Raw genomic sequence first — 25253 nt, 5'->3', positions numbered from 1 at the left:
AAGCTATCGACTCATGCAGGAAGCTTATGGGGGGCGATGTCGTGTCGATGTTCCCCAGGATGCGTCCACGCGCACGATCATCCTGCTCGTCTTTGCACTGGCGCAAGACCTGGTCTGGACCGGCGTCGGCGCCAAGCTGCTGATGGGTCTCGGCACCGCGCTGACTGCTGCGCTGATCGCGACGATCGCGGTCAGCGCGCGCGAGGTCGGCGGCCGCATGGCCAAGGCCCAGGCCGGCTTTGGCATGCTCGCGATCCGGGCGGTCGAGGTCGCGGCGTCGGTGGCGATTGTTGCCTTCGGTGCCCTGCTCATGGCCGGCTACATGGCAACGGAGCAGCTCTGGATGTTCTCGCGCCAGTTTAATGCCCGAGACGAGGAACGAAGAGGTCACGGCTTGCAAGTCGGCACCGGACTCGCGGCCGGTTCAGGAGCGGGGCGGTAACGAGCGAGAATCGGTTCGAGGGCCTCTCTTGCCCAGAACTTCGGGGCGCCGATTTGCCTCGAGCAAAAGGCGTTCCAATAAGGGCTGCTCGACGAAAGCGATCGGCGCGCCGAGACGGCTTGAGCGACCGCCTTGATGTCCTGCGATTCCGGGTAGATGTAGACTGTTGTCGGCTCCTTGAGCTTTGGAATGATTCGCTCTGCGTCGGATCGCGACCAACTCGTGCAGCCATTGCTGCGTCCGCTCGCGTAGTCCACGAGGGTTCCGACCGGAACGCAACCATTCACATTGGCATAGGGACTACGCGCCATGCTTCGATAATGGACGGCCTTCAAAACAACGGCTGGATGCCCGCCGATCGCACGCTCCCTGGCATTGGCAGTCTCTCCCTCGCCATCGAACTGAACGAACGAGCGCAAGAGGATGGCCTCCTGTTTCGCGCCATTACGAAAGTAACCCTTGAATGAGGTTTTCGTCTCGGCCGTCACATAGGCGCCGCCGGTCGTCAGATTCGAGTCGAGCGCATTGCCGAAATTCTTTGCACACTCCTTACCGTTCGCGAAATTCACCGCGCCCTTGATATTGCGGCCGCTGCCGTGCCCCGCGGGCATCGCGCGAAAAGACCGGTCGGCTTCGCAGATCTCGTAGAAGCGCTTCCCCAATCCGGCTTCGCTCGGCCGCGTCGCGTCCATGGCGAAATAGCAGGGATTCTTGACGACGCCGGCTGCGACCTTTCGCAGGTAGAGAGCGCGCGCTCTCTGCAATACCACCGGAGCAATCTGCCCCGCGCCGTCACCGACATGGCTCATCAACCAGCCCGGTATCTCCGACGGCCGTTCCGCCGCAAAGGCTCCAGCCGACAGCCACGCGGCGATCGTCACGCCAAGCGCGAACCGCCAGAGAAAGGGCGATCCAGACCGCAGCGGATCGCCTCCGCAACTGCCGTTCAGGCCGCTTGATCGGCGCGCCGCCATGCTGGAAATGGATCTGACAACTTTGCCCATTCGGCAACATCCATTGCAGGCCTGCCTGGCACGAGGCAGGCATCGAGCCGTGCGCGGATCGCCCCTTCGTCCATGCCGACGCCGATGAATACGATTTCCTGGCGGCGGTCGCCATAGATCTCGTTCCAATGCTTCCGCAGATTTTTGCGCCAGAAGGGATCGTCAGGCCAGCGTTCGGCGGGAACGGCCGCCCACCAGAAGCCCAACGCTTCGGTTCGCACGCCAGCCAGAAATGCCCCTTGGCGCGGATGACGCCAGGCCAGGACTGCTTGATGAACTGGTCGAACTTCACCGGCTCGAACGGCCGAACGGCGCGGTAGACGAAGTTCTTCACACCGTATTCTTCGCTTTCGGGGATGTGCTCGGCGAAGCCATAGGGTTCCTTGTACCAGAGCGGGTTACCAGAGCGGGTGCGCTTGCGCCTTCTCGAAATCGAAACGGCCGGTGTCGAGCACGCGATCGAACGGGACGCGGCTGTGGTTTGTTTCGATGATATCGGCCTCGGGGTTAAGTGAGCGGACAATCTTGCGCGCCGCTTCGCGCTGAGCTTCCGTGGCGTCGTCCACCTTGTTGAGCACCACCACATCAGCAAACTCGATCTGTTCCACGAGCAGGTCAACCATCGTTCGTCTGTCGCCCTCCAGCGCCTCGCCGCGATCCTGCAGAAAGTCGGTCGACGAATAGTCCTTGAGCAGATTCACTGCGTCGACAACGGTCACCATGGTGTCGAGACGGGCGACATCGGAGAGGCTCTCGCCGGCTTCCGAGCGAAAGTCGAACGTCGCCGCCACCGGAAGGGGTTCGGAGATGCCTGTTGACTCGATCAGCAGATAGTCAAAGCGCCCGCTCTCCGCGAGCGTGCGTACTTCCCTCAGGAGATCGTCGCGGAGCGTGCAGCAAATGCACCCATTGGTCATCTCGACGAGCTTTTCGTCAGTCCGGGACAGGTTGGCACCACCGTCGCGGACCAGATCAGCGTCGATGTTCACCTCGCTCATGTCGTTGACGATCACTGCCACCTTCAGGCCGTGCCGATTGTTCAGGACGTGGTTCAGCAAAGTTGTCTTTCCAGCCCCGAGGAAGCCGGACAAGACGGTGACGGGGAGTTTTCGCATGAAGATCGAAGAGCCTTTTCAATGAGATAGGTCGATGGTTGGGAGAGCACATTGGGTGACTAAGATGTAATGTTATAACATTACAATAGAGATGATGAGCCTCTGTCAAGCTGCGCTTAATCAACTCCGACGGCGAGCTTCATAGTTGTCCACCCAGCGGCTCGCGGAAGTGAGGCCTTTCTGTTCGGCATGGCCACGGGGTCCGGAGGATAGGCACTGCGCAACACGTCCGGTCCGAACTGAATGTCGGTATGGGTGGTTGCGCCTCCACGATTTGGACTTGCGGCGGTATCGTCGTCGCGGGGTAGGGAGGATTGGTTTCAGATCTGCGCCACTGCGCAAATAATAGCGCGGATTTTGCATTGCATGCAAAGCCCAAGCGGTTTAGGGGCCGAGCGGCGGCAGCTCGACGACTTGAACCTGCGGCAGCAGGGTTGATGGACGACCTTACGAACTTTTCTCTGATTGCCTCCAATCGAACATAGATTGTTGCAGCTACCTTAAACTTTCACGATGGAGTGGAGCGAGAGTTAAAGTTGTTCAGTGGGTTAGATGGCGGCGTGTGCCGTCTGTGCAGCGGGAGACGCCATTTTTCTTTACGGGGCTGAAGATGGAGACCGTCATTTTCGAAACGCTTCCCAGGTTGAAATTCCTCTCGAGTGTCCGCGCTGCGGCCAAATTCATCGCTGGAAGCCGAAGGATGCCTGGGTTGCTCAACCTGCCAAGTAGGACCAACTGCCCCGTACCTAGGGGAGACCGGCAAGCTCCGAGGGCAGATAAATGCAGGCTGTTTGATAGGACCGCACATTATTGAGACGGCTATTGTGACTGTCTTGGTAGTCTCTTTGCGCTATTGTGCAGTGGACGGCTCGTTTCGATTTGCGGCAAGCCGCAGGCCTTCCCGGTCTGCGAGTCCCACGGCCAATTCCTGCGGCGCAAAAATCTGTCTGCTGAACAAGCTCCAAGAGTCGAAAAGAGCGGTCATTTAGATGGGAGGCGTTAAGGGGAGCCGTCGTCGCCTGGACGGTGACGACTTGCCGCGCGAAGACATCGCGACCCAAGGCTCGCGATATCAGAAGCTTGCTCGTCCTTTCGACCTAATGCTGCATCTCTTGGCTTTCTCGAGACGCTTCTTCTCGAGTTTGTTGGGCAGATTGTTGTCAGGGAAAGCGGCCGGTCTCATCAACATTTCCAGACGGAATGGCGTCATCTAGGATCTTCCAAGCTGAACGTCTCTGATTGTTCATCGTAAGCAAACAACTCGGCGTAGCGTCCCCAGGACACCACTGTCTTCAGGGTCTCGTCCGCGTAGTCTTCGGACATGTAGTCCTGGAGCTCGTTGCGGAACCGCGCTGCGGGTGCGGTATGTGAGGGCCGTTCATCTAGCACGCGGCGAATCAATCCCATCACCGGCACGTATGTGACGAGATGCTCGGCGAAGAGCTTCTTGCGCGCATCGGTCTCGAGGTTAGCGAAGCGCTTGCCGACGTCGGTGAGCATAAGGTCGCCTTCGCTGAGCTGCGCAAAGCGTAGGAGCTGGAGGGACTCGCCGAGATGAAGTATCTCGTCGGCCTCGAGCTGGAGCTGGCTCGCGAGCACCGGCAGGTCGGCATGTCCGTGATAGGGCGGTCCCGCGAGCGTCTCGATCAGGCCGGACAGCACGTTGGACGACACGTGGTGCAGGGTCATTCCGACACCGGTGCCCGGGATGCCCTCGATGGAGGGGGCCTTCGGTTCGGCACGCTGGGTCATGCGCGCGTAGATACTGTCGACGAGCTGGCGGAAATGCGGATCAAGCCGGTTGCGCGGATGATTCAGGCCGACCTTGATCTCCGCGGCGACGCGCCCTGGGTTCGATGAGAACACCAGGATGCGATCGCACATCAGGACGGCTTCCTCGATATTATGCGTCACCATGAGGATCGACTTGATCGGCAGCCGGCCCTCGATCCAGAGATCGATCAGGTCGGTGCGCAGCGTTTCGGCGGTGAGCACGTCGAGTGCCGAGAACGGTTCGTCCATCAGCAGGAGGTCGGGATGCACCACCAGCGCCCGGGCAAAGCCGACGCGCTGGCGCATGCCGCCCGACAGCTCCTTGGGGAAAGCGGATTCGAAGCCGTCGAGGCCGATCAGGTCGATCGCGGCCAGCGCGCGCTTGCGCCGCTCGGTGGCATCGATCCCGAGCGCTTCCAGCCCCAGCTCGACGTTTTGCAGCACCGTCAGCCAGGGAAACAGCGCGAACGACTGGAACACCATGGCGACGCCGTTCGGCGGGCCGATGATGGTTTCGCCGCGGCATGTTGCGCTGCCCGATGAGGGCGCCATCAGGCCGGCGATGATCCGAAGCAGCGTGGATTTGCCTGAGCCGGAGCGGCCGAGCAGGCCGACGATCTCACCGGAATGGATGGTGAGGTCGACCTTTTCGAGCACCAGCAGCTGCTCGCCGCTGCCCTTCGGAAACGACCGGCAGACGTTGCGGATGTCGACGAGGGCGGATGGCTTTACCTGGTCAAGCATGATTTTCCCTCCTCATCAGCCGAGACGCAGGCGGCGCTCGCCGAAGGCATAGAGTGGCCGCCAGAGCAGACGATTGAACAGCGTCACCATGATACACATCGTGGCGATACCGAGCACGACCCGCGGAAAATCGCCGGCCTCCGTCGCCATGGCGATATAGGCTCCCAATCCGGTGGCCTGCAAATGCGTTTCGCCCCAGCTTGCGACCTCCGCGACGATGGACGCGTTCCATGAGCCGCCGGACGCCGTGATCGCGCCGGTGATGTAGTAGGGGAAGATGCCGGGCAGGATCACCTTGAACCACCATCGCCATCCGCCGAGGTGGAAGCTGCCGGCGGCCTCGCGCAGGTCGGTCGGGAACGCGCTTGCGCCCGCGATCACGTTGAACAGGATGTACCACTGCGTACCCAGGATCATCAGCGGGCTCAGCCAGATATTGGCGCTCAACCCATAGTGGACGATGATGAAGACGAAGACGGGGAAGGCGAGATTGGCAGGGAAGGCCGCCAGGAACTGCGCCAGCGGCTGCACGCGCTCGGCCAGCTTCGGGCGAAGCCCGATCCAGACGCCGATCGGTACCCAGATCAGCGTGGCGATGCTGATCAGCACGATGACGCGCAGCAGGGTGATCAGCCCGTCGCGGATTACGATGAAGACGTCTGAAAGGTCGAGGCTGGCCGAGAGGTAGCGATAGGTCAGCCAGGCGGCATAGCCGGTGCCGGCGAGGATCACGGCGATCCAGAGCGCGTCGACGAGGCGCGACGGGCGGCTCCCCATGTTGCTTCCCGCACGAGACAGCTTCGGCAGCGGGATGCGCAAATTCGAGACCATCCTGTTCACCGCGGCGAAGGGGCGCGTGAGGGTGCGCAGCGCACGGGTGCGGCGGAACAGGTCGAGCATCCATGAGGTCGGCGCTTCGCCCGAGGCGGTCTGCTCGAAGCGGAATTTGTCGGCCCAGGCGACGATCGGCCGGAACAGCAGTTGGTCATAGGCGATGATGACGAACAGCATCGCCAGGATCGCGTAGAAGATTGCGGAGAGGTTCTGCTGCTGGATCGCCATCGCCACATAGGAGCCGATGCCCGGCAGCGTCACCGTGGTGTTGCCGACGGTGATTGCTTCGGAGGCCACCACGAAGAACCAGCCGCCCGACATCGACATCATCGCGTTCCAGATCAGGCCGGGCATCGCGAAGGGGACGTCCAGGCGCCAGAAGCGCTGCCAGACGGAGAGATGGAAGCTTTGCGTCGCCTCCTCCAGATCCTTCGGCACGTTGCGGATCGACTGGTACATGCTAAAAGTCATGTTCCAGGCTTGGCTGGTGAAGATCGCGAATACCGAAGCGAGCTCGGCGCCCATCACCTGGCCGGGAAACAGGTTCATGAAGAACACGACCGTGAAGGTCAGAAAGCCCAGGATCGGCACCGATTGCAGGATGTCGAGCAGCGGGATCATCACCATCTCGGCGCGCCGGCTCTTGGCGGCGATCGCCGCATAGGCGAAGGTGAAGATGGTGGAGCAGACGATCGCGAGCAGCATCCGCAACGTCGTGCGCAGCGCATAAAACGGCAGTTTCGACGGGTCGAGCGACACCGGCGTCAGTTCGAGCTCCGACAGCGGCGCCGTGGTCTGTTCGCCGCCATAGACGATCAGCACCATGGCGCCGACCACTAGGATCAGCGCGGCGATATCCCAGACATTGGGACGTAGCGCCTGCCCGATCGCGGCGCTACGGAAATCCTGGAGTTTCATGACGGCCGCCCCCGGGCTAGAATTCGGCGTGCAGGCGGCCCGAGACAATCGAGACAGGTCCGCGGTCGGCGTTATAGGCCGGATTTGTGATGAACTGGTAGTCGAAGGTCAGCGCGGTCCAATTGTTGAGTCTCCACGAATAGTAGGTCTCGAAGATCCGTTCGGGACTGTAATTGAGTTGCCCGTCTCCGATCAGAAGACCGGTGCCGCCCGCAGCAAGGAAGTCGCGGTGCGCAGCGGAAAGCCCGTTGACGGCGCCGCCGATGCCGACCGTGTCGTTTGGCCGGCCCCAGAAGCTGCCCTTGATCGACAGTCCGCCGGAAAGGCTGCGGTCGATATCGGTGAACGACAGGATCTGGTTCTGACCGTCATTCCAGCTTGCGCGCGCGAACAGTCCGACGTCGTTGACGATCTGCTGTTCGAGATTAACGTAGAAGCCGTATTTCGGCCGGGTGCGCTGATCCGCGGTGGTGATGTCGTTGATGTCGAGCGCGGGGTTGGCGGCCGCCAGTGCAATAACCTCGCGGTAATTGGCGGTGTTGCCGCTATTGTAAAAGGCGCCAACCCGGAGCTTGCCCGGTTGATCGGCAACGCTGTGCCGTTCCTCGACTTCGACCACAGCACCGCCGGTCTTGAAGGTAAGCACGTCGCTGTTGGGCGCCGACGGCACCTGGAACAGGCCACCGCGCACCGCCCAGTCCTTGCGGTTGAGCTCGACCACGGCGCCGCGGGTGTAGCCAGGCAAATCGGCGGGGAAGTCGTAGGCCCCCGACGACCACATCGCCCAATTCATGAAGTCGGCGCGCGGGTCCTTGGCGTAGGAATTTCCGTCGAAGAAATCGCCGACCGCAAACCGGCCGACGATCAGCGTGACGCGGTCGATGTCACGCTTGCCCGCAAGCTGGTTCGGGGCGTCGGGCACATCCTCCCGCTCGCCGCCGAGGCCAAAGGTCTGCTTGACGTAATAGCGCTGCGCGCGGATTTTCGGAAACGGGGCGCCGGCCTTCTGAGCCTCGCCGTTGGAGAAGCCGGCAAGGCCGAGCGTACCGTTGAGGCCAAAGCCCTGTGCCAGCTCGGGATTGAAATAGAACTCGCCGCCGTCCCAGAGTTTCGCTCCCAGGAAGGCCGTGGTCGTCCACGTGGCCTGAAACTGGCCGCTGCCGGGAAGGCTGAGCGGGCTCGCATAGGGCGAGTGGATCGGCCCATAGCCCTGCGGCAGGAAGGTCGTTTGGGCGTGGACATTCCAGTCATTGGACTCTGGGAGCGCGGTCTTGCCGTTGACCGGCGCCATCCAGGGCGTGTCGCCGAACTGGTAGTTCAGGCCGAGCTTGAACAGATGAATGCGCGGATCGACATTGACGCTGCCGAGGCCAAAGCGACTCAGATCATAAGTCCGGCTCGACAGGTCGACATATTCATACTCGGCCTTTGCGGTCCAGTTGCCGCTGACCGCGTATTCGAGCCCGAGACCGGCGGTCCAGCCGGTCTGGTAGTGGCCAACCGGGAAGAGCGGTGTGACACCGTCGGCATCGTTGACGTTGATATGCGTGTGGCCCCATGCGACGCCGCCCGCGATGTAAGGCAGGAGGCGATCGAAGGCATAGCCGATGCGGCCGCGCACAGTGCCGACATAGTCGATCGTGGTGTGGAAGGGCGTCGGCGCGCGTGCCAGCGCCGGGGCATCCGACGGACTGGTGAAGGTCGAATCCGCCTCGATGCCGAGAACGACGCGGTTGGTGAGCTGCCGGTTATAGCCGAGCTGATAGCCGCCGGTGAGCCCAGTCGCGCTATGTGGCAGGACGACGCCTTGCTCAGGCAGGGGACTTGTGCCGGGCCCAAAATTTGCGTCGCCATAGCCGAAATGGCCGCCGACGTAGAAGCCGGTCCATTGGTACAATCGGAAGTCACCCCACCCCGGAGACGGCCGGTCGCCTGCCACAGCGCAGGCGGATGCCAGGCCCGTCGCAAGACCTCCAACGAAGAGCGCATATTTCATCGCGGACACTCCCGACTTATCCAATTCCATTGCGTTCAGCGCTTTCGTCGTCGACCCAATGCCAGCCAAATGCCGAGCCGCTCAATCGATCGTGTGCCAGACAGGAGCGCGGCGAGCCCCTGCCGCGACAGCCGCTGCTGACCATGAAGGGTCATGATCAACCGCAGCGCGTGGCTGGCTAGTCGTAAGACAGCGACTCCAGCCACACGCCGTAATCTTGCAAGGACTGCGCTGGTTCGATCACCATTGGGCACACAAGCCGGCGCGATCGGACCGGTCCGCCGCGATTTGACACGCCGGTATTCGATCATCGCGTGGCGGCATTGCAGGGGTGTCGACCTGCCAGCGACAGGTCAATCCATCGGCAGTCTGTGACCAGCGACATACAATGCGCACGCGCTGTAACAAGTTGCGCTGCGTGGTTCGCTTGGCCTTGGCCGGCGAGAAATTGTCGTTAGCGGCAATAGAACATTGTGATTCCAGCGGCGTCCGCCGGAATCCAAGCCAGTATTTTCGTGCTGATGTCTTCAACATCGCTCACCTCCACCTCCGCAACACGCGGCAGGTCAGTGAGCAGAATGCGACCACTTATCTGGGGTCGCGAGATCTCACGCCGGCGTCGTTGTCGCGCTTGACTATGATTTGCGGCACAGCGGCTTCCTGCGGAAGGAGTGTGCCATAGCGAGTACTGCCCATGGCTCTTCGTCTGTATGTCATCTGCCAGGCGCGGTATGCATCCAGCATTGGTCAGCGACATAGTCTTGCAATTCGGCGGAGTCAAGCACATGTTGCCATCCTCCCACCAGGATAGAAATGATCCTCCGGGGGAGGATAGGAGGAACGATGCCGGATCACGTACACGCGTCTATTGCGCGCCGTCTTAAACGAGCTAACGGCCATCTTGAGACGATCATCGAGATGATCGAACAGGAGCGTCCCTGCGCTCAAATCGCGCAGCAGTTGCAGGCCGTCGAAGGAGCAATCGAAAGTGCCAAGAAGATGCTCATTCACGATCATCTCAGTCACAGCTTTGAACGCTCGGTAAGCACCGCGAGCGCAAAAGGCAAAGCGATGCTCAAGGAGTTCAATCTGATCGCGAAATATTTGTGAAGCGAATGGCGATGCAGTCTTGGATGGCTGCTGGGCAGACCGGTGAGAGTGACGACTCCGGCCATGCTCAAATCGTTAATCATTCGAGAACGAGCGATGGTAGCGCGAAGAAGAGGAGAGCGCCGAGCAAGGTCACAACCGACAATATGATCGCACCCAACCTGAACAATCGCCTCTCACTCTTGATGTCGATAGGGTTGCCGGTCAGAGCCTCGATCGCGAGCATGACCAGGCGGCCGCCATCCAGAGGTGGGATCGGCAAGAGATTGAAGAGCGCGATGGCGGCCGAAAGGGAGCCGATCAGAAAAGTGATGCCGTTGTCAGTGTTGGCAAGGCGGACAAAGGTGAAGTCCGGGTCCTCGATATAGGTTGCAAGGATCAGAACGCACGCAAGTGCCGCATTCGCGAACGGCCCGCCAAGCAGGACAAAGGCGCGTTCCCGCAGACCGAGGCTCCGAAATGCCCTGGGGGGTCTTGCGCCTTTGAGGGTTAGACGCGGCTGCGGAATGGGCTCGTCGATAAATCCACAGGCGGATCGGACGGGTAGAAGCTGGAATGTCCAGATCGTACCCCAAGCGTCGGTAAATCGAGCGATTGCTGGCCCCAATCCAATGGTTACCGTCAAGGCGTTGTGGCCAAGCGCGCGGCCCGCGTAAAGGTGACCAAGCTCGTGAACCACGAGTGTGCCATAGCCGCCGGCAGTGAGGACGAGGGCATGCCACATTGGATCAGCAGCCCAAGTTGGGCTGATCAGATTGGAGCTGCCAATAGCGTCCTTTTGCGAATACGAGAGGTCGCCCCAGCTCATCCGGGGCTTTGTGAATTGCAAGAACCCGTGAGACGAAGAGCTCGTGATCGCCGCCATCGTGTCGTGCGTATTGCTCGCATTCCAGGGCGACCAGCACACCAGGAAGAAGCGGGGTGTCGAAGTGCCCCTTGATTGAACGGACGCCATCCCATTTGCTGCTCTTGGTCCGCGCAAATCGATTTGAGAGCTCTTCCTGGCTTTCGCTGAGCACGTTAATTGCGTATCTGCGGCACGAGCGCCACTTTGCAAGGCTGGCGGCACCAAGGTGAATGCTGAATACGACCAGCGGGGGATCCAACGACACCGAGTTAAACGAGCTCATTGTCATGCCCATTTGCTCGCCCTCGTCGGTCTTCGCAGTCGCGATGATCACCCCGGTTGGGAAGTGGCCAAGCGCGTCACGCAATTGTCTGCTGTCGAAATTCATGGCTCTGCTTGCTCCGAGGTCGCCTCGATGGATTCAACAGGCTTGCCGGCTTCGTGGTCTCGGATCTCTCCCGAGACCGCGAAGGGCGCGCTCATCGCGATCATTTGGCAGGCGTGACTGCATCGCGTGTCCCAGGGACGGGGCGAGTCGATGTAGCGTCGGATGGGAGGCTGTAACTGGCCATCAGCTTGTCGACGGTCTGGTCGAGCGAGGACCAGGGTGCGAGCCTCATGCTATGGGCTCGAACGAGGAACGGAGGCCCTGCATAGAAGTTCTCGTACTGAACGTGCCGGGCGCCGAACTCCGAGGCCAGCAGATCCCAGGCCAGCTTGTAGAGCTTCATCCGATCCAGTGCGCTTTCGTGCTCAGTTGACCAATATGTCTCGAAAAGAGCGTTCATCTGACCGTTTTCGACAATCGAGATGTCGGCCGGCATCTGGAAGATCGCGCCGCCCATCAGCTCCCTGACGGTTGCGCAGATCAGTCCGTAATTGTCCTGGCACCAGCTCAGCGCAGCGTACATGTAGCGCTTGTTGACGACGACGTAGCCGTCACCGACGGACTCATGATCAGCGATTTGACCGGCGATAAGGCCGGCGATGGTCGCCTCCATGGCGGCAAGCCGTCCGAGCGTCTCCTGAACCGCCGGAATTCCCCGAACACCGGCGGATTTTGCAATCTTGTTCGCAAGCCCGACGATTAACTGCAGTTTGGCCCAGAAGCGGACGTTGGACTGATGGTTGCCGAAGTAGTGACCACCCGTTTCCATGTAGATCGCGCGGCTGAGATCGACGTTGCCAATCGTAAAGACGCGCGACCAGGGAACCTTCACATTGTCACAGACGAGCATGCAGTCACTCTCATCAAAGCGAGAGGAGAGGGGATAGTCGAAGGCGTTCGGGGCTGCCTGCTCCATCGAGCGTCGCGACCAAAGCGACAATCCCTCTGCATTGGCGGGGACTGCGCAGGTGACGGCCTCCTTGATGCGATCAGGAGCCAGCGGCGTCAGATTTCCGATCCAGATCTCGTCACAGAAGGCGCCGCCTGTAGCCAGCGTCTTCATTCCGTGGAGAGTGATCCCCTCGCTGTCCGTGGCTGATACATGAAGTGCCGGCGACTTGAAGAAAGACGGGGCGGCATCGGATGAATAATTGCGCGCTCCCTGCGGAGGGTGGGTCGCGTAGCTGACATAGAGATCGTTGTCACGAATATAGGTGTAATAATCGAGCAGGTTTTGCCGAAAGCCATGGTTCGGGACGTCGAATATTTCAGGACGGCATGTCATGCCGGTGATGAACGATCCGACGTGATCGGGCGATCTGCCGAAAAGCCCGTAGCTAGCGTCGGCCCAGGCTTTGTGTCCTGCCATGCGAAACTCGAGATCTTCTCGGCTGCGTGGCTGCTTGAAGTAGAAGCTGTGACGTTGGCCGTCTTCCAGGAAGGACAGGCGACCAGCATGCTCTGGATCGCATTTGAGATCGAACAAGCCCGCGAAGCTCTGGGCCGAATTTCGGAACGCGGGATGGGTCGTCACGTCATCGACGAGGTGACCTCCAAGGTAGATCTTGCGTCCCTCCTTGAGTGTCCGACCGAAAAATAAGTTGAGTGATATCAGCGAGTTCTGATTCCATCGGTGTTGCGAAGCATCAAAGGGATCGAGAATGTGGACTGATATCACCCGGGCACAGTTTGCCCGAGAGGAGCTGCGTTTGCCAAGCGACTTGACGGATGCGGAATGGGGCGTGCTGGAGAGGTTGCTTCCTGTGCGGGCCAAGCGCGGGCGGCGCCCGAAATGGAGCTATCGCGACATCGTCGAGGCAGTACTCTATCTGCTGCGCGGCGGATTGCCGTGGCGCATGCTGCCGCCCACTCTGTTTCCACCAATGACCACGGTGCAGTACTATTTCTACCAATGGCGCGACAGCGGATTGTGGCAATCGATCAACCACGCACTCCTGATGCTGGCGCGCGAGGCGATCGGCCGGGAGGCCTCGCCGACGGCCGGCGTGATCGACAGCCAATCGGTCAAGACCACGGAAAGTGGCGGCCCTCGCGGCTACGACGCGGGAAAGAAGATCAAGGGTCGAAAGCGCCACATCGTCACCGACACCCAAGGGCTCCTGGTCGGAGCGATCGTTCACGCTGCCGACGTCCAGGATCGTGACGGCACGCCAGATGTCCTGTGCAGCATTCGCTACCGCTTCCCCTGGCTGCGCCATATCTTCGCCGATGGCGGCTATGCCGGCGAAAAGCTCAAGGCGGTGCTGGAAAAGATCGGCCGGTGGACTGTCGAGATCATCAAGCGCTCCGATGCCGCACAGGGCTTCGAGGTGCTTCCGCGCCGCTGGGTGGTCGAACGAACCTTCGCCTGGCTCGGCCGCAACCGCAGATTGGCCAAGGACTTCGAGCGAACCATCGAAAGCGCAACTGCCTGGCTCTTCCTCGCCTCTGTCCAACTCATGACAAGGCGCATCGCAGCGATAAAAACAGCAATGCAATTTTGAGTCAGGCTCTGAGGGATCGAAGATAATTGGCGCCAGTTCTGAGCATCGCATCTCTCCAAGATTAGTTAAGTAAACTAAAGAAATTGCGGAAGCGCTGGAGTCAAGCCAGCTCTTGACGCTTATCGTGCCGTGCGCCTGCGGCGTTTGGGGGGCTGTCGCAGCGCGGCCTCGCGTTGATCCGCGGCGACGTCGTTCAGGACCGAAATCGCGGTTTCGGCGCGCGAGATCAAAACACTCAATTCGTTGGAATAGGTGAGGGCGCTGTGGCTGTCGAGATGGCCGTAAAGTGCGTCATTGACCATTTGCTGAATGGGCGCAATTGCCGTCAGCGAGGAGACGCCCTTGTCGGTCAATTCGAGAAAGCTGACGCGCCTGTCATCGGGATTGACGATCTTGGCAAGGTAGCCTCTTTCGACGAGGTCGGCGATCTCGACGCTCACGTAAGCGTCGGTCATATGCATCTCGCGCGCGATCGACCGGACAGTCCACTGCTGCTTGTCGGAAAGGCGTCCTACCGCCTGCATGAGCACGTATTGAAAAGACGAAAGCCCGATCAGAGAAGCAAATCCTCCGCGCACGGTCTCGAGCAAGCCCGAAAGCACAAAATGCTGGTGGGTAATCATGCGCACCAGCATGTCGGTCCCGTCAACCATCAGGGCGGCGCGAGAAATCGTCGGCGGAAGCTGAGGAACGCGAGGCCGGACTGCAGCCGGTTTGGCCTTCGTTGCGCGCTCCTTGGACTTTGTCATTCCGTCTGTTCCTCAAGTGCCCGCGGCAAACGAATCGCTACCTTGCCACCCTCGCGGGCCACCCGTCGATTAGCACGCTTTGATCCCCCCCAACAGGGAGCGCAGCCCGGTGACCTATGGCCCTCAGGACGGCCCAGCCCAGACAAAGATTGGAGGAGAGGACCGGCTTGCCCGTGGCGCACATGATGTCCGGAATGGCCCGCAAGGTCGGAGCACCCGTTCCGGTCAGGACGATCGCATCTGCCGACTGCCAATCGAGGCGAAGGACAGCTTCAACGACCCGGGAGGCCCGCAGCTTGTAGATGTCGAGCGTATTGGAGGAGCCCGAGCCGCTGCCTAGGTTAATCCCGCCCTTCGCAGCCAGCTCAAATCCCGCCTGCGACCAGTAGGCGAATGAAGCTGCCTGCAGCCAGGCAGGATAGGGGCCAAACAGCGCGATGCGCTGTGCACCAAGCTCGGTAAGGGCGAGTTCGATGGCCTCGGCTGAGGACAAGATCGGGTAGCCGTAAAGCCGCGAAAGCTGCTCGAACTTTCGACGCACTTCGTCCTGGCCAAGCAGATAGGTCGTTGCCGTGCACGCGAAGCCGAAGGCTCCGAGCCTGATCGCGCCGAACCCCTCCAGGCTCTCTCCCAAATTGAACAAATAGTCTCCGAACCGCTTTCGGGCGTCGTTCGGGTCGCCGCGAAGGCGGGTCGTCAGCGTGAGCACGTCCGACGGCATGAGGGTAGCCATTTCAGGCTCCACGGTCGGATTGGACTGCGGCGGTGCGAAACCGACGATCCCTCCGGATCCATATTCGAAATCATTGGACATCGTCGCGCTCCGTCAGCTTGGCCAGGGTGTGAAGTAGTTCGTCGGTGGGAAGGACATCGGCGTATTTCTGCGCCATATCGGTAAGCGCGAATTTCTCCGCACCTTTTGCTTTTGAGAGTCCTGATGCATGAGGTGTCCACCAAAATAGGTGGACACCTTGTGATGAGCGACGATGATCAGAAACTGCGGGTCAGGCTTGTCGGCCGGAACGGTCGCCGGCGCTACGAGGCGGCATCGAAAGAGCGTCTTGTCGCGGCCTGCCTTGAGCCTGGGGTTTCGGTATCGAGGCTTGCACTCGAACATGGGGTCAACGCGAACCTCCTTCGGAAGTGGATCAAGAAGCACAGCGCGACCAGGTCGCTGCCGCCGTCCTCACGCCCGGCGTTCATCCCGGTTCAGCTTGAGGGGAAGTCCGAGCGGGACCTGTCGCGAAAAGACAGCGTGGCGACGGTTGATTTGCCGGCTTACGATGAAGTGCGTGGTTCGGAACCCAAAGGGACTCCAGCTTTTTGTTCTCCGGCCAAAGTGAGCGTGTCGCTGCCGAATGGCGTGAAGCTCGCGCTGGAATGCGGCGATGTGGATGCATTGACGGCGATCATTGGAGCGCTGGGCGATGTTTAGACTGGGCGATGACCTGCAGGTCTATCTGCACCGTGAGCCGATCGACTTCCGGGCTGGCATCAACAGCCTTGCGGTCCTGGTCCAGGAGACGATGGCGCTCGATCCATTCACTCCGGCGGTTTTTGCGTTCTGCAATCGCCGTTGCGACCGGATGAAGCTTCTGTTCTTCGATCGGTCCGGCTTTGTACTGGTCCTGAAGCGGCTGACCGAAGACAGGTTCCGATGGCCGCGCCGCCAGGAGGCGATCGTCACGCTGACGACGGAGCAATTGCACTGGATCCTTGACGGCATCGATATCGATGCGATGGTCCGCCATCCGGTGCGGCAATATCAGGTTGCCGGCTGAGCTCTCGAGTTGAGCGGTTGACGCGTCGGTACGGTTCAGATTCAAGAATTCGATGAATCGAACCGGCGATCCGAGTGTTGAAGTGCTGTTGGCACGCATTGCTGCGCTGCAGGCGGAGAACCATCAACTCGCCGACCGCGTCGCCAAGCTCGAGGAAGAACTGGCGCTGGCACGCCTGCATCGTTTTGCGCCGCGCAGCGAAAAGCATGTTGATCGTCTCTTCAATGAAGCCGAGCAGGCCTCCGATGAGGAGGACGCCGGCAGTGAAACGAACAATATCGCCGAACTTCCGGACACGGGCTTGCCACCCGTCGAAAACACAATGGGAAAGAAGCGCGGCCGCAAGCCGCTGCCGGGGAACCTACCTCGTGAGCGCGTCGAGTATGACCTGTCCGACGATCAGAAGGCGTGTCCTTGCTGCCGTGGCCAGATGCATCGCATGGGCGAGGCTGTCACCGAGCAACTTCATATCGAGGTGAAGGCGAAGGTTTTACAGAATGTGCGCTTCAAATATGCGTGCCGCCATAGCGATCGCACCGGGATCCACGCCCCTGTCGTGACCGCGCCGATGCCGCCGCAACCATTGCCGGGCAGCGTTGCCACGCCCTCGACGCTGGCGTTCGCGCTGGTTCACAAATATGTCGATGGCACGCCGCTCTACCGCCTGGCGCAGGCCTTCGAACGTGCAGGTGTTCCTGTCAGCCGCGGCGCTTTGGGCCACTGGGTGATTGGCTCGAGCGAGAAGCATCTGCATCGCATCTACGACGCCCTGAAGCTGCGGCTCAGATCACAACCTCTCATCCATGGCGACGAGACAACGGTTCAGGTCCTCAAGGAGAAGGACAAACGGGCCACCAGCACATCGTACATGTGGGCTTATCGCAGCGGCAAGGGCAGCCACGAGCCGATCGTTCTTCTGGATTATCAGCCGGGCCGCGGCCAAATCCACCCGCAAGCCTTCCTCGGCGATTACCGTGGCATTGTAATGAGTGACGGCTATACCGCATGGCGCACGCTGGAAGGGGCCACCCACATTGGATGCATGGCCCACTCCCGGCGGCGCTTTGTCGATGCCCTCAAAGCCAGGAAGAAGGGCGGCGGTCCGCCCGAGCAAGCGCTGCGGTTCTTTGAACAGCTCTACCGGGTTGAAAGGCGGGCGTGGGACGGAATACCGGAGAAGGGTGAAACACAGGCCTACTGCATTCGCCGCTTCCGCCAGCAACATAGTGTCCCCATCCTCAATGCTCTCAAAGTATGGCTCGATGACATGGCCCCGAAGGTCTTGCCTGACAGCAAGCTCGGCGACGCCGTATCCTACACCCGAAACCAATGGGAATATCTGACGCGCTACACCGGGGACGGCAGCATGCCGATTGACAACAATCTTCTGGAGCGCGACATCAGGGTTTTTGCAACTGGCAGGAAGAGTTGGTTGTTCAGCGATACCGTGGACGGAGCCAAGGCCAGTGCCGTCGTCTATAGCCTGATGCTGACCTGCCGCGCCTCACGTGTCGAGCCGTTAGCGTGGTTGCGCCACGTCCTCACCGAATTGCCTCAGCGCGCCGGCGACGCCGATATTACAGACCTGCTGCCCTTCAACTTCCACAAAGCCGCCACTGCCTGAACGGCTCGGTATCGCCCGATACCAGGGCAATCCATCAAAACCGCCGGCGTGCGAAGAAAATCGCGCTTACCCATATCGAACAAATTCACGCTGTGAGCGACCGGACTGCGGTCGTAAACGCACTCTTCGGGCACAGCGACGTGGAAATTGTAGGAGAAGGCGTCGACCACGCTCGCGCGAACACAACCCGATGTCGTGCAGCCCGTCATGACCAGGCTGTCGACCTTGAGATCTATGAGATGACTTGCGAGCGTGGTGCCGAAGAAGGCGCTGGGATGTTTCTTTGGAATCAGGATGTCACCGTCGATGGGGCCAACTTCCCTGACAAACCGGTATCCGACCGGGGGGATCGTCATGATCGCCGGAACTTTTGCTGCGAGCCGGCCGCCATCTTGCTGAACCTTCGGCGCGACATGCGGGAAGAGGACAGGCCAGCGCTTCCTCCTGAATAGCTCCAGCATTCTGCCGATTTGCCCGACAGCTCGCCATGCGACGTCGCCGCATGACGTCGGATACTCTTCGACGGCCTGCCAAAACGGCATCGGAACGGAGCCGGTCGTTCGATACTGCACATCGATAATCAGGAGCGCAGGCCTGCACCCGATGCCTGCCGCACGGCCAAAGCCAGCTGCATCGTATCTACGCTGATCTTCGTCGGTGATGACGCTATCCCAGGGTCGCACAGTCAAACCTCCTTCTCAGAAAAATAGTTTGCAAAACTAAATATCGTCCGATAGCGTGACGGTCAATAGAGGAAGCGTGGAGGGCCCATGGCCAAGTTTGACACCAAGATGAACCGATATCCGTTCGTGCCCATTACGCAGCGGCCGACCTACGAATGGCCCGACGGCAAACGGCTCGCGGTCTATTTTGCGTTGAACATCGAGGCTTTCGAGTTCGGACGGAATCCGGGGCCGGACTTCACGACGATGCCGGCCGCTCCGTTTCATCGGGGATATGCCTACCGAGACTTCGGAAACCGGGTGGGCGTTTGGCGCCTGCTCGACCTCTTCCGCGAATTCGACATTCCGCTGTCCGTGCTCGCCAATACCGCGGTCTACGACGCCTATCCCGCGCTCATGGCCGCGTTCCGGCAGCGAGGCGACGAATTTGTTGGTCACGGCCGCACCAATTCGGAGCGGCAGATCGACATGAGCGAAGAGGAGGAGCGCGAGATGCTGAAAGAAGTTCGGCGGCGCTTTGAAAAGGAGGAGGGGATCGCTCCCCAAGGCTGGCTCGGACCCTTCATATCGCAAAGCACGAAAACGCCCGAACTGCTGGTCGAACAGGGCTTCGGCTACATGCTCGACTGGTTCTACGACGAGCAACCGCAGCTGTTCAGGACCGATCTCGGTCCCATTCTCAGCGTGCCGTATCCGTCCATGGAGCTGAACGATCTGCCGGCCGTCTTCAACAGGAGGGTCAGCGACGCGGAATTTGCCGATCTGTTGATAGATGCCTTCGAGCAGCAATTGCAGGATTCCGAGAAGTATCCGCTCGTCTTCTCGGCTGCACTCCACACCTTCGTCATGGGCCAACCGCACCGGACCAGGGAACTGCGACGTGCGCTCGCCCATATCGCATCTCATCGCGACAGAGTCTGGATCACAACATCCGGCAAGATTGCCGAGCACGCGCTCGCTTTGCCGAAGGGCACCCTTGTTAGCCCCGATGCCGCTGATGCCGGTGATCCGCCCGTGCCAACCGCGCTTCGCGTGAGCGATGTCTGATCCTCTGGGAAATATCGATATGTCGCTGCGAACGCTTGTTGATCTTAGGTCGGTCGAACGGATGAGAGAGCTATGATTGCCCAGCAGATCGTGAACGGCCTCATGCTTGGCGGCGTTTATGTCATGATTGCCGTGGCCTTTACGCTGGCAATCGGTGTTCTCAACTTTCTCAACTTTTCCATTCCAGGAATCTTCATGATTGCCGGAATGGTCTCGTGGGCGGCGCTGAAGAGCGGCCAGCATTGGTTGCTCGCATTTGGCTTGGCGCTCGTGGCGAGCGCGATCATCGGCCTTTCGGTCTATCTGCTAACCTACCGACCGAGCAGCGACAGTGACCCGGAAGTCCCACTCGTCAGCTCACTCGGCTTCCTGGTGTTGCTGGAGAACCTCGTCGTTCTCTGGCTGGGATCGGATCAACAATCGTTCCCTGCTCTCATTGCCGATTTCAATTTTAGAGCCGGATCAATTATCGTCGGCGGAGCCCAGGCACTGAGCCTCGCTTTGTCTCTTGCATTCGTCATTGCTTTGTCCATCTCGTTGCACGTCACAAATCTTGGCCGTCAGGTGAGGGCTATCGCCGAGAGCCGGCGCACCGCTTTGGTGCTTGGCGTGAATGTCGGCTCTGTGGTCCCAAGGGTGTTCGTGTTGGGCGCAGTCTTTACCGGCATTGGCGGCATTCTCTTTGCCATCAGCTATCTCCAGGTCTCGTCGACAATGGGGGAGAGCATCGGGTTCAAGGGCATCAGCGCGATGATTATCGGGGGCATGGGCAATATTTGGGGCGCGGTCGCTGGCGGGCTTCTGATCGGTCTTGTCGAGATCCTTTCAACGCAGTTCCTCGGCGCCGACTTCGTCAATATCAGCGTCTACGGACTGCTGCTGGCGCTGTTGATTGCAAGGCCTGAAGGTCTCTTTGGATCGGCTGCCGTCAGGGAGAAGCTGTGATGTCAGGTTATCAGACCGGTTTGATCGTGCTGCTCGCCCTTAACACCATCGCGGCGTATGGGGTCTATCTTCCGATGGCGGCCGGTCAGCTCAATCTCGGCATTGCCGGGTTTATGGTGATCGGCGCCTATGCCGGCGCGTATTTGACCAATGAATGTGGCTGGCCTGTGCTGGCAGCTGTCGGGGCCGGTGGGGGAGCCGCCGCCATCCTGGCGGTCGCCATAGCTGCACCAATACTCAGAACCCAGGGCATCTATTTGTCACTTGCGACCTTCGCGTTGGGCCAGGTGATCTCCGCGATCTTCCTCAATCTCGAGGTGGTTGGCGGCGCCGCAGGCTATCCGGTCTCGGTGCACATCGAGGCCACTGTCGTCGTCGCCGTGGCCGCCGTCGTTGTCTTGCTCATAGGCCTGGTGTCGACAACGCGGGTAACGATCTACTTTGCCGCCGTCAAAAACGATCCTCTGGTCGCCGACCTGCTGGGATTAAACGTCAAGGCCATCGGCATTGCCGCGTTGACGTTGGGGGCAGGAATCGCCGGGATAGGCGGCGCGCTTTATGCGCATTATTTCAACTATATCGAGGCCCAATATTTTGGCGTGATGCTGAGCACGTACACCGTCCTGTACGTGCTGCTGGGTGGCACGCAATCCGTCTGGGGGCCGCTCGTCGGTGCAGCGATCTTCACGCTTCTGCCTGAGGCGCTGAGATCAAGCTCTCAATGGCGATATGCCATCTTTGCACTCTTCATCATCATCTTCATGGCCCTGCGTCCGCAGGGACTGATGACACGCGGGCTTTCGCGCCGTCGCGCGCGGACTGCGGTACAGGATGGAACGACTGCGTCATGACCGGATTTCTTTCCGTCCAAAATCTATCGAAGTCGTTCGGCGGTCTCGAAGTCGTGCGCGATTTGTCGTTCGATGTGCCCGAGCGAACCGCTACCGCGCTGATAGGTCCCAACGGCGCTGGAAAGACGACTGTGTTCAACCTCATCAGCGGGGTGTACCAGGTCAGCTCCGGAAGCATCCGATTTCGTGGAGAAGACATCGGTGATGTCCCATCCCGGCATCGCATCAAACGCGGGATCGCGCGTAGCTTCCAAAACATTCGCCTGATACCGCGCCTGTCGGTCATCGATAATCTGCTGATCGGGCAGCACGTCACATTGAAGTGGTCGCTCGACGTGCTCCAGCCATTTCGGCTCATTCGCGATCACGAATGGGTGCGTGCGGCCAGGGATGAGCTTGCTGCATTTGGTCTGCGTGACTATGCCGATGAACCTGTCGGCTTGCTTCCCTACGGGGTTCGCAAGCGTGTCGACTTGATCCGAGCAACATTATCCTCGCCGTCAATTCTCATGCTGGATGAGCCTGCGGCGGGGTTGAATGGATCGGAGACACGCGAGCTGCACGGTCACCTCCAAATCCTGAAGGAACGGGGAACGACGCTCCTGGTGATCGAGCATGACATGCATTTCATTCGGTCGATGTGCGACAAGATTGTCGTCTTGAACTTCGGCAGCAAGATTGCCGAAGGGTCATTCGACCAAGTCAGGACGGATGAGCAGGTTCGTGAGGCCTATCTGGGAACGGAGCAGGCAGCATGAGCGACTGCATTCTCGACATCCGCAATGTGTCGGCCCGCTTTGGGCGGGTGGAGGCACTTCACGAGGTTTCCCTGCAGGTGGCACGTGGGGAAATCGTGACGGTTGTTGGTGCGAATGGAGCCGGCAAGAGCACTCTCCTTCATTCCATCCTCGGGGCCGTCTTGCCAACGAGCGGAACAGTCCTTTTTGCGAACACCGACGTGACTCGGTGCCCGATTCATCGGCGCGCCGCGAGCGGGCTTGTCCTCGTGCCGGAAGGCCGCCGAATCCTGGTGTCCATGACCATCGAGGAGAATCTGCTGGTCGGTGCCCATATGCGGCGGGACAAATCTGCCATACGGCGAGAGATCGACAATATCTACGACCGGTTTCCTAATCTTGCGCAGCGTCGTAGCCAGAGCGCTTCCTGCTTGTCTGGCGGCGAGCAACAGATGCTGGCACTTGGCCGCGCGATGTTGGCGAAGCCGCGGCTTCTGATGATGGACGAACCGTCGCTTGGCCTGTCACCCCTGTTTGTCGCGAAGATGTTCGAGCTCATCCGTGAATACAACCGCGAGGGGCTTAGCGTGCTGTTGGTCGAGCAGAACACTGCAAATGCTTTGAAGATTGCACACCAGGCGACGGTTCTGGAGCTCGGGCGCGTCGTCATGCAAGGAAATGCTGCTTCGATTGCAGGAAGCTCTCGGCTGCAGGAAGCCTATCTCGGCGGTTCAGCGCATGAGGCGGCAGAGATTGCTCACATGAGGAAATCGATAGGGAGGCGATGATGACATACAAAACTGGCTTGATAGGACTGTTGATGACCGTCGCGTTTGCGTCGGCCGCTTCTGCGCATGATGACGATCTCGTCATCGGCTTGTCGATGGCTCGGACTGGCACGTTCGTAAGTGTTGCGAATGCCAACGAAATCGCGGTGGACATGGCGGTTGACGAAATCAATCGCGCCGGCGGGGTGAACGGCCTGCCGCTCAAGGTCGTCAAGTTCGACACGGCAGGGGATCCGAAGCAGGCGGTTCTGGCGGTCGAACAATTTGCGCGGGACGCCGGAGCGCTCGCTGTCGTCGGCCCATTCTCCTCGAGCGAGGCACGGGTGGCATTCTCGGCCGGGGAACGTCTCGGCATTTCCCAGATGTCGATGTCATCGTCGGCACCGGGAGTGGCGGCCCCATTCAAATTTGCCTTCCGAAACACCGTCGATGAGGGCTTGGTCATCGAAACTGTTCTTTCGGTGATGCGGGCAAAGGGTCTGGGCATGAGGACGGCCGCCATTGCCTACGCGACCGACGACGCCGTATCCAAGGCGGTTGGTACAGCAGTGCTGCCAGAGGCCCTGTTGAAGGTCGAGGTTCCCGTGAGTGGCTTCGTCGATTTTCCGTACAAGGCATTCGACATGTCGGCACAAGTGTCAAAGCTGGCGCAGCTGAAGCCTGATATCGTCGGCGTCGGCGCGCCGCCAGAAGCCATGATCAATCTCGCGAAGGAAATGAAGCGGCAGGGGGTCAACGCGCGCCTGTTCGCAGGCACGACCGTCGGAGATCCGGACCTCCCCGTCCGGTTCGGGGATGCCGGTGAGGGGACGATCATCGGCTCGCCCTTCTACAGCGAGTTGAATGATGCCGTCCGCGCCTTTGCAAAGTCCTTTGCAGTGAGAGCGGAGGCTGCCAAGATCGGTCGTACGGTGCCGAACCAGACCGACATATCCAGCTACGACATCGTCTACATGTATGCGGAGGCCATGAAGCGGGCGAGGGTCACCGGCGAGCACTCAAAACTCGCAAGCGAGCGCGGTGCCATCAAGGACGAATTGCGGAAAATGAAGGATTATCCGGCGCTTGGGGGCAAAATCACGTTCCGTGAGAATGGCGATGCGGTCAAGCCCATCTACGTGCTTGAGGCCAAGGGCGGGCGGTGGACGCTGTTCGATCAACGCTCCGTCGACTGAAATGACGTTTGGACGGTGCCGGGTCTCCGGCACCGTCTATCGGGCTACCTTTAGGACGGACCACCCGGCACCAGGACGGCTCGCCCTACAACTCGGCCTTCTCTCAGATCGGATAGCGTTTCATGAGCGTTGTCCAGCGGTCGCGTCACGATCGGCATTTGATCGACACCGGTCCGCACCAGACTCATCAGTTCGATCAGGTCTCGCCGGCTGCCCACGAATGAACCCGACACCGTAATGGCTCTCAAGGGCAGGGTCGCCAACGATAGCGTTCGCTCGCCACCGAAGAGGCCGACGATCACATAGGCTCCGCCCTTGGCGAGAGTACCCATCGAGAGATCCCAGGAGGCCGGCGATCCCACGAAGTCGATAATCGTGTGGATGCCTCCCTCGGCGCTTTCTGCAAGCAAAGCGGCAAAGTCAGCTTTGGTTGGATCAAGTGCGGCAATCGCGCCCGCGGCCAGCGCGGCACACTGCTTGTCGGGATCGATGTCCGCGACGATCGCACCGGACTGTCCCATAGCCTTCAACAACGAAAGACACATCAACCCGAGGCCGCCGGCACCCACGATGAGGATTGGCTTTTTGAGCCGGCCCGGTCCGAGCTTTTTCAGGGCGGAATATGCGGTTAATCCCGAACAGGCGTAGGGAGCGGCCTGCTCCGGGGGGATCCCTGCGGGAATATCAATGAGGTACCGGGGGTGGGGGATCAGGACGTAGTCGGCATAGCCGCCTGGGCGCAGAACGCCGAGATATTGCGGAGTTGGGCATAGATGCTCATCCGAGTTTTTGCAGACTTGGCACTCTCCGCAGCCAAACCAGGGATAGACCAGATAGGTCCTGCCGGCTTCAACCAGCCGCAGTGCGTCTTCGCCGGCCGCAATGACCTCGCCAACAACTTCGTGACCCATCGTGTGTGGCAGCTTTTGTCCCCGATCGGACATCTTCATCATCTTTCCACCGCCCAGATCGTAGCCGCCTTCCCAGATGTGAAGGTCGGTATGACAAACGCCACAGGCGGAGACTCTGAGCAGAACCTCATTTCCCTTGGGGACGGGCGTCGTCGTCTCGACACATTCGAGAGGAGCCCGGTATTCTGTGAGCGCAAGACTTTTCAAATGTTCCTCCATTTGTGAGATGACGCTTTGACCGCAAACGACGTGCAATCATTTGCCTTGGGTGGCGGGAGCCTGAGCGC

General features: G+C 60.1%; 23 protein-coding genes and 1 pseudogene. 12 read left to right on the top strand and 12 right to left on the bottom strand.

Annotation, left to right across the window (positions count from 1 at the left end; genetic code table 11):
- Positions 1 to 13: 13 nt before the first annotated feature.
- Complete coding sequence (locus HAP41_RS30295) at positions 14 to 442, top strand: hypothetical protein (protein WP_166093753.1); 429 nt, start codon at positions 14 to 16, stop codon at positions 440 to 442.
- Here the strand turns inward: HAP41_RS30295 and HAP41_RS30290 are convergent.
- From HAP41_RS30290 to HAP41_RS30270, 5 genes and pseudogenes are all read right to left on the bottom strand, one after another.
- Positions 388 to 1446: a murein L,D-transpeptidase catalytic domain family protein gene (locus tag HAP41_RS30290; protein ID WP_224580696.1), complete on the bottom strand. Its 1059-nt coding sequence runs from the start codon at positions 1444 to 1446 to the stop codon at positions 388 to 390. The two genes, HAP41_RS30295 and HAP41_RS30290, sit on opposite strands and share 55 nt — an antisense overlap.
- Positions 1389 to 2561 (bottom strand): annotated as a pseudogene (locus HAP41_RS30285) (GTP-binding protein). Before HAP41_RS30285 ends, HAP41_RS30290 begins: the two are co-directional and overlap by 58 nt.
- A 1206-nt stretch (positions 2562 to 3767) precedes the next feature.
- Entirely contained in the window at positions 3768 to 5078 is a 1311-nt protein-coding gene (locus tag HAP41_RS30280) for an ABC transporter ATP-binding protein (RefSeq protein WP_166093756.1), read from the bottom strand.
- A gap of 15 nt (positions 5079 to 5093) precedes the next feature.
- Positions 5094 to 6830 (bottom strand): ABC transporter permease, encoded by a 1737-nt coding sequence (locus HAP41_RS30275; RefSeq protein ID WP_166093763.1) that lies wholly within the window; start codon positions 6828 to 6830, stop codon positions 5094 to 5096.
- A 16-nt stretch (positions 6831 to 6846) separates the two neighbouring features.
- Positions 6847 to 8826, bottom strand: coding sequence for a carbohydrate porin (locus HAP41_RS30270; protein WP_224580697.1), 1980 nt, complete (start codon positions 8824 to 8826; stop codon positions 6847 to 6849).
- Positions 8827 to 9669: 843 nt separating this feature from the next.
- Here HAP41_RS30270 and HAP41_RS30265 point away from each other — a divergent pair.
- A complete protein-coding gene (locus HAP41_RS30265) occupies positions 9670 to 9936 on the top strand; it encodes a metal-sensing transcriptional repressor (protein WP_166093809.1) in 267 nt (88 codons plus the stop codon).
- Positions 9937 to 10015: 79 nt separating this feature from the next.
- On the opposite strand, the gene HAP41_RS30260 is transcribed toward HAP41_RS30265, so the two are convergent.
- The 3 genes from HAP41_RS30260 to HAP41_RS30250 form a co-directional block, all read right to left on the bottom strand.
- Entirely contained in the window at positions 10016 to 10660 is a 645-nt protein-coding gene (locus HAP41_RS30260) for a site-2 protease family protein (protein ID WP_166093867.1), read from the bottom strand.
- A 4-nt stretch (positions 10661 to 10664) separates the two neighbouring features.
- Positions 10665 to 11171: a flavin reductase family protein gene (locus tag HAP41_RS30255; RefSeq protein ID WP_166093874.1), complete on the bottom strand. Its 507-nt coding sequence runs from the start codon at positions 11169 to 11171 to the stop codon at positions 10665 to 10667.
- 100 nt (positions 11172 to 11271) lie between these two features.
- Positions 11272 to 12705 (bottom strand): 4-hydroxyphenylacetate 3-hydroxylase family protein, encoded by a 1434-nt coding sequence (locus HAP41_RS30250; protein WP_248577125.1) that lies wholly within the window; start codon positions 12703 to 12705, stop codon positions 11272 to 11274.
- 127 nt (positions 12706 to 12832) lie between these two features.
- Here HAP41_RS30250 and HAP41_RS30245 point away from each other — a divergent pair, with 127 nt between their 5' ends.
- Positions 12833 to 13675, top strand: coding sequence for an IS5 family transposase (locus HAP41_RS30245; RefSeq protein ID WP_166060442.1), 843 nt, complete (start codon positions 12833 to 12835; stop codon positions 13673 to 13675).
- A gap of 119 nt (positions 13676 to 13794) precedes the next feature.
- On the opposite strand, the gene HAP41_RS30240 is transcribed toward HAP41_RS30245, so the two are convergent.
- A complete protein-coding gene (locus tag HAP41_RS30240; RefSeq protein WP_166093890.1) occupies positions 13795 to 14424 on the bottom strand; it encodes a MarR family winged helix-turn-helix transcriptional regulator in 630 nt (209 codons plus the stop codon).
- A gap of 37 nt (positions 14425 to 14461) precedes the next feature.
- The gene (locus HAP41_RS30235) at positions 14462 to 15238 is read right to left on the bottom strand and encodes a maleate cis-trans isomerase family protein (protein ID WP_166093895.1); all 777 of its coding nucleotides are present in this window, start codon (positions 15236 to 15238) and stop codon (positions 14462 to 14464) included.
- 162 nt (positions 15239 to 15400) lie between these two features.
- Between HAP41_RS30235 and tnpA the strand changes: the two genes are divergently transcribed.
- The 3 genes from tnpA to tnpC are packed head-to-tail and all read left to right on the top strand — an operon-like array spanning position 15401 to position 17829.
- Positions 15401 to 15859: an IS66-like element accessory protein TnpA gene (tnpA, locus tag HAP41_RS30230; protein ID WP_166073826.1), complete on the top strand. Its 459-nt coding sequence runs from the start codon at positions 15401 to 15403 to the stop codon at positions 15857 to 15859.
- Positions 15852 to 16205 carry an IS66 family insertion sequence element accessory protein TnpB gene (gene tnpB / locus HAP41_RS30225; protein ID WP_166073804.1) on the top strand — a complete coding sequence of 118 codons (354 nt, stop codon included), beginning with the start codon at positions 15852 to 15854 and terminating at the stop codon, positions 16203 to 16205. Before tnpA ends, tnpB begins: the two co-directional genes overlap by 8 nt.
- Before the next feature lie 52 nt (positions 16206 to 16257).
- On the top strand, positions 16258 to 17829 hold the full coding sequence (gene tnpC, locus HAP41_RS30220; protein WP_166073793.1) for an IS66 family transposase: 1572 nt from the start codon (positions 16258 to 16260) through the stop codon (positions 17827 to 17829).
- Here tnpC and HAP41_RS30215 read toward each other — a convergent pair.
- Entirely contained in the window at positions 17760 to 18512 is a 753-nt protein-coding gene (locus tag HAP41_RS30215) for an isochorismatase family protein (RefSeq protein ID WP_166105702.1), read from the bottom strand. The two genes, tnpC and HAP41_RS30215, sit on opposite strands and share 70 nt — an antisense overlap.
- Positions 18513 to 18599: 87 nt before the next feature.
- On the opposite strand from HAP41_RS30215, the gene HAP41_RS30210 reads away from it, so the two are divergent.
- The 6 genes from HAP41_RS30210 to HAP41_RS30185 all read left to right on the top strand — a co-directional run bounded on the left by HAP41_RS30210 (position 18600) and on the right by HAP41_RS30185 (position 24055).
- Positions 18600 to 19559: a polysaccharide deacetylase family protein gene (locus tag HAP41_RS30210; protein ID WP_224580698.1), complete on the top strand. Its 960-nt coding sequence runs from the start codon at positions 18600 to 18602 to the stop codon at positions 19557 to 19559.
- A 72-nt stretch (positions 19560 to 19631) separates the two neighbouring features.
- Positions 19632 to 20504: a branched-chain amino acid ABC transporter permease gene (locus HAP41_RS30205; protein WP_166093913.1), complete on the top strand. Its 873-nt coding sequence runs from the start codon at positions 19632 to 19634 to the stop codon at positions 20502 to 20504.
- Complete coding sequence (locus HAP41_RS30200) at positions 20504 to 21355, top strand: branched-chain amino acid ABC transporter permease (RefSeq protein WP_166093917.1); 852 nt, start codon at positions 20504 to 20506, stop codon at positions 21353 to 21355. The genes HAP41_RS30205 and HAP41_RS30200 overlap by 1 nt, the downstream gene beginning before the upstream one ends.
- Positions 21352 to 22113 carry an ABC transporter ATP-binding protein gene (locus tag HAP41_RS30195; protein ID WP_166093924.1) on the top strand — a complete coding sequence of 254 codons (762 nt, stop codon included), beginning with the start codon at positions 21352 to 21354 and terminating at the stop codon, positions 22111 to 22113. Before HAP41_RS30200 ends, HAP41_RS30195 begins: the two co-directional genes overlap by 4 nt.
- A complete protein-coding gene (locus tag HAP41_RS30190) occupies positions 22110 to 22880 on the top strand; it encodes an ABC transporter ATP-binding protein (protein WP_166093934.1) in 771 nt (256 codons plus the stop codon). Before HAP41_RS30195 ends, HAP41_RS30190 begins: the two co-directional genes overlap by 4 nt.
- A complete protein-coding gene (locus HAP41_RS30185; protein ID WP_166093943.1) occupies positions 22880 to 24055 on the top strand; it encodes an ABC transporter substrate-binding protein in 1176 nt (391 codons plus the stop codon). The genes HAP41_RS30190 and HAP41_RS30185 overlap by 1 nt, the downstream gene beginning before the upstream one ends.
- A 50-nt stretch (positions 24056 to 24105) precedes the next feature.
- Here the strand turns inward: HAP41_RS30185 and HAP41_RS30180 are convergent, their stop codons facing one another.
- A complete protein-coding gene (locus tag HAP41_RS30180) occupies positions 24106 to 25173 on the bottom strand; it encodes an alcohol dehydrogenase (RefSeq protein WP_206706242.1) in 1068 nt (355 codons plus the stop codon).
- Positions 25174 to 25253: the final 80 nt, after the last annotated feature.

This window comes from Bradyrhizobium barranii subsp. apii (assembly GCF_011516635.5).
GTDB lineage: Bacteria > Pseudomonadota > Alphaproteobacteria > Rhizobiales > Xanthobacteraceae > Bradyrhizobium > Bradyrhizobium barranii.
Note: the sequence above shows the minus strand (reverse complement) of the source record. Positions and strands in the feature narration are given on the sequence as shown.